Source organism: Neisseria sp. HMSC065D04 (assembly GCF_001815675.1).
Classification (GTDB): domain Bacteria; phylum Pseudomonadota; class Gammaproteobacteria; order Burkholderiales; family Neisseriaceae; genus Neisseria.
Genome location: NZ_KV821493.1, coordinates 84,978 through 90,933 on the forward strand (window position 1 = coordinate 84,978; position 5,956 = coordinate 90,933).

The window sequence follows — 5,956 nt, forward strand, 5'->3', positions numbered from 1 at the left end:
GCCGTACTGGTTTAAAGTTAATCCACTATAATTGATGTTTGTTAGGCTACACATTAAATAAGTATTTTATATAGGCTAAAGTTTGCCAGTTTCAGTTCGATTCCTGATATTTCGTCATATCGAGAACAGTGATATCTTCATGATCGAACATATCATCCCAAATTTGCTTATACAGTTCTTTTGCGGTCATTTGTTGAGGGATTTCAAAGGCTGCATTGGTGCTGGGAAATTGATCATATAGCTTTTCTTCCGTCCAGAAATTTAAGCCAAACCTTAAACTCTCTTTAATTCTGAATCGGGTTGATATGGGTAAGTTTTGATATTCAGGATACAGATATTCTTCCACTAATTTTTTTACACTATCTCGATTTACCAAATTCATACCTGATAATCCTTCAAGTCTGTCATCGACACCTTCGTGTAATAATCCAAGAAAAATTCTTATATATTCAGGGCTGACTTTATATGTTTTGCTCATTTAAATTTGCCAAAAATCGAAACTAATTTACCGGCTTGTGGGAAAGTGAGATAGGTTGAAACCGAACATTTAAAAAGGTCGTCTGAAACTTATAGAAATTACTTCTTTGCAGAGCGAATCTTTTTTAACCCGTTTTCCAAAATAGTAATTTTCTCAGGTGAAACTCCCCTGTCCAAAGCATTCCACCAGTTATTTACTGGTTTGACAAATAATTGGAAACCTTCATCGGTTACATTAGACTTTCTAATAACAATATTTTCTTTAATCGAGCCGTCTTCATTAAAAGGATCAACGTCTACGAGTAAATTATTTGTTTTGAGAAAACGCATTAATGGAATAGTTGATTTTAAAATACTTTCCTTGTAATCAATATCTTCACTTCTATTTAATAGAAGCTGGTAATCAAATAAGACAAAATCCATAATATTATCTCCTGTGGCAATCGAATAATTTTGGATAATCAGTCAGTTTTAGTCAGCAGGACAGCCTGGATTAAAAAACCACCATTTAAAAAGGTCGTCTGAAAACCCTGTTTCAGGTTTTCAGACGACCTTTCGTCTTTATTTTTCGTTTTGTTTGTACCAGTTGATGAATTCGTCCGGTTTGGCGAAGCCGAGCAAGGGGTTGCTGCGGCGGCCATCGGCGTGGATGGCGAAAATGCCCGGCGGGCCGTAGATTCCGTATTCTTTGTAGAGTGCCTGATGTTCGGGCGTGTTGGCGGTTACGTCGATTTGGAAGAAGCGTTCCATATCGACGGCTTCATGCACTTGCGGCTGGTTGAGCGTGTAGTTCGCCATTTCTTTGCAGGAAATACACCAGTCGGCGTAGAAATCCAAAACGACGGGTTTGTCGGGGTTGGCTTTCAATGCGGCGTCCATGGCGGCTTTGAGTTCGGCGACGTCGGTGAACATTTTGCCGTGGTCGGTGGTTTTGCCTGCTTCGGACGGGGGAGAGAGCGTCAGGAAGTGGTGCAGGGCGGTGGTTTGTTTGTTTGCGCTTTGCCAGCCGAACCATGCGCCGCCGATGATGAGCAGGAAGCCTAAAACGGAGGCTGTGGTTTTCAGACGACCTTTCTGTTTGCCGGATTTAACCAGCAACATGACGGCAGGGACGATCATGAGCAGGGTGTAAAGCGCGACAACGAGGTAGTAGGGCAGGTGCGGTGTGGCGAGATAGACGGCTACGGCAAGCAGGATGAAGCCGAAGGCGTATTTGATGCCGTTCATCCAGTCGCCTGCTTTGGGCAGGACGTGGCCGCCGAATGTGCCGATGAGGATCAGCGGAACGCCGGTGCCGAGTGCCAAGACATACAACGCCAGTCCGCCCAAAACGGCATCACCGGTTTGTCCGATATAGCCCAAGGCGAATCCGAGCGGCGGGGCGACGCAGGGGCCGACGATCAGCGCGGAGAGTATGCCCATGAAGAAGACGGAGAAGATTTTGCCGCCGGAGAGTTTGCTGCTTTGGTTTTGGAAGTAGGATTGGACGGCGTTGGGCAGTTGGATGTTGAAGAGTCCGAACATGGAGAGCGCGAGGACGACCATCAGACCTGCGGCGGCAAGGACGACCCATGCCTGTTGCAGCCATACGGTCAGAAGCGCGCCCGTCAAGCCTGCGATGACGCCGACCAGCGTGTAGGTCAGTGCCAAACCTTGCACATACGCTACGGACAGCGCGAAGGCGCGGCCTTTGCCGGCGGTTTTATCGCCGACGATGATGCTGGAAACAATCGGCAAAAGCGGATACATACAGGCGGTAAAGCTCAAGAATACCCCTGCGGTAAAAAACGCCAACAGGTTGGCGTTTAATGTGTCCCACGATAATTTGAAGCGGCTGCTGTCGTCGTTTTGCGAGGCTTTAGGCGCGGCGGCGGGGGATGGTTTGGCGGAATCGGGTTGCAGGAAGCGGTCTTTGGCGGATATGGGTTCGTCGCTTTGCGGCTGGTACAGGCCGTTGCCATTAATCTCGAAAGATGTGTCCACGGGCGGGTAACATACGCCGGCTTCGGCACAACCTTGATAAGTCAGCGTCAGCTTGTAGGTCGGCGCGGCTTTTTTGTAAGGCCAGTTGACCTGCGCGGCGCGGTGGAACACGGTTTGTTTGCCGAAAAACTCATCTTCTTTGGCTTCGCCTTTGCTGAAAACGGGTTCGCCCAATACGCCTTCAGGCGCGGTGGCGGCGACGATTTTCGATTGGTACATATAGTAGCCGTCGGCGATTTTGAATTCGACGTTGATGCCTTTGTCGGTAACGTTCACTTGCGGCACGAACGCTTTTTCAGGCGGCAGCAAATCGTCGGCGTTCACAGCAAACGCGCTGGAACACAGGGCAAAAAAGGCGGTAAAGAAGTAAAGGAGTTTTTTCATGGCGTCTTCTCGGTGGAAGGGTTGAACAGGCGCATTATAAACGTAGCAGCCGTTTATAGGCCTTAATTTATATTAAAAGCAGCGATTGTTTTTTATAGTGGATTAACTTTAAACCAGTACAGCGTTGCCTCGCCTTAGCTCAAAGAGAACGATTCTCTAAGGTGCTGAAGTACCAAGTGAATCGGTTCCGTACTATCTGTACTGTCTGCGGCTTCGTCGCCTTGTTCTGATTTAAAGTTAATCCACTATATCGTTGCGAGGGGGATTATCGGACTGCTTGATAGATGATGCCCGTCAGATTGTCTCTTTTTCATAGCCGATTGGAACGGGAAAGGTCGTCTGAAAACTGATTTTCCGGTTTTCAGACGACCTTTTCGATTTTTTTTGCTTATTTAAGGATAAGCAATATAGGCGTAAGCCGAGTGGTTGTGTATCGACTCGAAGTTTTCGCTTTCGACGATGAAGCTTTCGATGCGTCCGTCGGCAATCAGCGCGGTGGCTACGTCGCGCACCATGTCTTCTACGAATTTCGGGTTTTCATAGGCTTTTTCGGTAACGTATTTCTCGTCGGGGCGTTTGAGCAGGCCGTAGAGCTGACAGCTTGCCTGCGCTTCCACGCAGTCGATGATTTCCTCGATACCGACTTCGGCGTTGGCGGTCAGGCTGACGGTAACGTGCGAGCGTTGGTTGTGCGCGCCGTATTGGGAAATTTCTTTGGAGCACGGACACAAAGAGGTTACGGGCACCATGATTTTCAAATTGTGGCTGTATGCGCCGTTCTTGATTTCGCCCGTTAGGGTAACGTCGTAGTCCAGCAGGGATTGGATGCCGGAAACAGGGGCGGATTTTTTGCGGAAGAAGGGGAAGGAAACGCTGATTTTGCCGGAATGAGAGTTTAAAAGGGCAACCATTTCGGCAGTCAGTTTGTGCAGCCTGTCGAAATCCAAAGCCTCGGTTTGCTGTTCCATCAACGCCACGAAGCGCGACATATGCGTGCCTTTTTGGTCGGCGGGCAGGAAAACCGTCATGGTCAGGCGGGCGACGGTGGATTGGCTGCCTTCGGCGGTATTTAAAGTAATCGGGAAGCGGAGGTCTTTGATACCGACCTGGTTAATCGGCAGATTGCGTAAATCGCGGCTGGATTGCACGTCTGCAATGGCGTTCATGCGTTGTTTGTCCTTAATTGTCGGATTGTTGGGGTGTGTGTCGTTTGGAAACGGATTCATGCCGTCCGTTTTGCAAATGCGAGATTATATCACTTGCAAACCGTGTCCGCATTGATTGTTTCTATTTTTCGGATAGTGATAGAATCCTGAATTATTCATATCTTTATAAGGTTGAACCGAGATGAAATTCGCCACCAAAGCCATCCATTCCAGCTACGATTGCGACGAACACAACCGCGCGCTGATGCCGCCGATTTATCAGAACAGTATGTTCGCGCTGCACGAAATCGGCGAGCAGATTCCCTACCGCTATTCGCGCCTGAGCAATCCGACCCGTCAGGTTTTGGAAGACACGGTTGCCGATTTGGAATGCGGGGCGGCGGGTTTTGCCTTTTCCAGCGGTATGGCGGGCATTGATGCCGTGTGGCGTACATTCCTGCGTCCGGGCGATACCATCGTCGCTGTCGCCGACATTTACGGCGGCGCGTATGACTTGCTGGTTGACGTATATAAAGAGTGGGGCGTGAACGTCGTCTTTGCCGATTTGGGCAACCCCGACCGCTTGGACGAACTGCTTGCCGCGCACAATGTGAAACTGGTTTGGCTGGAAACCCCGTCCAATCCGCTTTTGCGGCTGGTGGACATCAAAGCGCTTGCCGCCAAAGCCCACGCAGCCGGCGCATTAGTCGGTATCGACAACACCTTCGCCACACCGTATCTGCAACAGCCGTTGGAAATGGGCTGCGACATCGTGTTCCATTCCGCCACCAAATACCTTTGCGGACACTCCGACGTATTGATGGGCATCGTTGCCGTCAAAACCAAAGAACTGGCGAAACCGCTGCACGACATGATGGTGCATACCGGCGCGATTGCCGGCCCGATGGACTGCTGGCTGGTGTTGCGCGGTATCAAAACACTCGCTTTGCGCATGGAGGCGCACTGCAAAAACGCGCTTGACATTGCCCGCCGCCTCGAAGCCCATCCCGCCGTAGAAAAAGTGTTCTATCCCGGCCTGCCGTCGCACGAACATTACGAACTGGCGAAAACCCAAATGCCCAAAGGCATAGGCGGCGTGGTAACGGTTTATTTGAAAAACGACACGCGCGAAGCGGCAAACAGCGTGATTAAAAACATGAAACTGGTCAAAATGGCGTCCAGCCTCGGCGGCGTCGAAAGTTTGGTCAACCATTGCTATTCCCAGTCCCACAGCGGCGTGCCGCATGATGTGAAAATGGAGATGGGCATCAAAGTCGGCCTGCTGCGCTTCTCTATCGGCATTGAAGACGCGGACGATATTTGGAACGATATTTCCAAGGCTTTGGATTCGACGTTGTAAGATAAAGAGGTCGTCTGAAAAGTGCGTAGCGGGTTTCGCTGAAGCGGTTTCAGACGACCTTTTAGCTGACCTCACGTTAGAAAGGCAAAATCATGAAAACCCTGATCCCCACCCTTATGACCGCAATCATTCTGACCGCAATCATTCTGACCGCCTGTACTTCGCCTGCTGAAAAAACGCAGCCGTCCCAACCTGTCACGTCGTCTGAAAAACCATCCGAACCGCGTCAAGCGTCAACGCCGGCTTTGGCGGCGAAATGGTTTGTGGTTTCTTTCGACAAATTCACCGAAAAAGATTTGGCGGGCAGAACCGCTTTTTTGGATTTGAGCAAAATGCCCAAGGCGCATGGCAAGATGGGTTGCAATCATTTGACACTTCAAGCGCAGGAAGCCGGAGCGGACAAAATTGATTTTGGTCCGATTGCCACGACGATGATGCTGTGTGAAGACATGAAGCTGGAAGAGGCTTTCTTGAACATGAAAAGCGTGTGGAACTATCGTTTCGACGGCAATGATTTGATTTTGGAGCAAAACGGCAAAACCATGCGCCTGCGCCGTCAGCCGTAAATTTTGAGTTTTATAGTGGATTAACTTTAAACCGGTACGGC

Annotated in this window: 6 protein-coding genes and 1 pseudogene; 2 read left to right on the forward strand and 5 right to left on the reverse strand. The window is 49.7% G+C overall.

The features are described from left to right. Positions 1-91: 91 nt before the first annotated feature. From HMPREF3050_RS03905 to folE2, 5 genes and pseudogenes are all read right to left on the reverse strand, one after another. A complete protein-coding gene (locus tag HMPREF3050_RS03905; RefSeq protein ID WP_070773543.1) occupies positions 92-478 on the reverse strand; it encodes a hypothetical protein in 387 nt (128 codons plus the stop codon). A gap of 98 nt (positions 479-576) precedes the next feature. Continuing rightward, a complete protein-coding gene (locus tag HMPREF3050_RS03910) occupies positions 577-900 on the reverse strand; it encodes a DNA polymerase III (protein ID WP_070773545.1) in 324 nt (107 codons plus the stop codon). Positions 901-1,038: 138 nt separating this feature from the next. Then, a complete protein-coding gene (gene dsbD, locus HMPREF3050_RS03915) occupies positions 1,039-2,844 on the reverse strand; it encodes a protein-disulfide reductase DsbD (RefSeq protein ID WP_070773546.1) in 1,806 nt (601 codons plus the stop codon). 187 nt (positions 2,845-3,031) lie between these two features. Beyond that, positions 3,032-3,097 (reverse strand): annotated as a pseudogene (locus HMPREF3050_RS14780) (transposase); the annotation flags it as partial. Between the two features lie 139 nt (positions 3,098-3,236). Next, a complete protein-coding gene (folE2, locus tag HMPREF3050_RS03920; RefSeq protein ID WP_070773547.1) occupies positions 3,237-4,010 on the reverse strand; it encodes a GTP cyclohydrolase FolE2 in 774 nt (257 codons plus the stop codon). A gap of 181 nt (positions 4,011-4,191) precedes the next feature. Between folE2 and HMPREF3050_RS03925 the strand changes: the two genes are divergently transcribed. Further along, the gene (locus HMPREF3050_RS03925) at positions 4,192-5,349 is read left to right on the forward strand and encodes a trans-sulfuration enzyme family protein (protein WP_070773549.1); all 1,158 of its coding nucleotides are present in this window, start codon (positions 4,192-4,194) and stop codon (positions 5,347-5,349) included. 92 nt (positions 5,350-5,441) lie between these two features. Then, positions 5,442-5,915 carry an META domain-containing protein gene (locus HMPREF3050_RS03930; RefSeq protein WP_070773551.1) on the forward strand — a complete coding sequence of 158 codons (474 nt, stop codon included), beginning with the start codon at positions 5,442-5,444 and terminating at the stop codon, positions 5,913-5,915. Positions 5,916-5,956: the final 41 nt, after the last annotated feature.

What these genes read in the sequence shown, in the direction of transcription:
- HMPREF3050_RS03910 (WP_070773545.1), bottom strand. Translation starts at nt 900, where the DNA reads ATGGATTTTGTCTTATTTGATTACCAGCTTCTATTAAATAGAAGTGAA.
- HMPREF3050_RS03905 (WP_070773543.1), bottom strand. Translation starts at nt 478, where the DNA reads ATGAGCAAAACATATAAAGTCAGCCCTGAATATATAAGAATTTTTCTT.
- HMPREF3050_RS03930 (WP_070773551.1), top strand. Translation starts at nt 5,442, where the DNA reads ATGAAAACCCTGATCCCCACCCTTATGACCGCAATCATTCTGACCGCA.
- HMPREF3050_RS03925 (WP_070773549.1), top strand. Translation starts at nt 4,192, where the DNA reads ATGAAATTCGCCACCAAAGCCATCCATTCCAGCTACGATTGCGACGAA.
- dsbD (WP_070773546.1), bottom strand. Translation starts at nt 2,844, where the DNA reads ATGAAAAAACTCCTTTACTTCTTTACCGCCTTTTTTGCCCTGTGTTCC.
- folE2 (WP_070773547.1), bottom strand. Translation starts at nt 4,010, where the DNA reads ATGAACGCCATTGCAGACGTGCAATCCAGCCGCGATTTACGCAATCTG.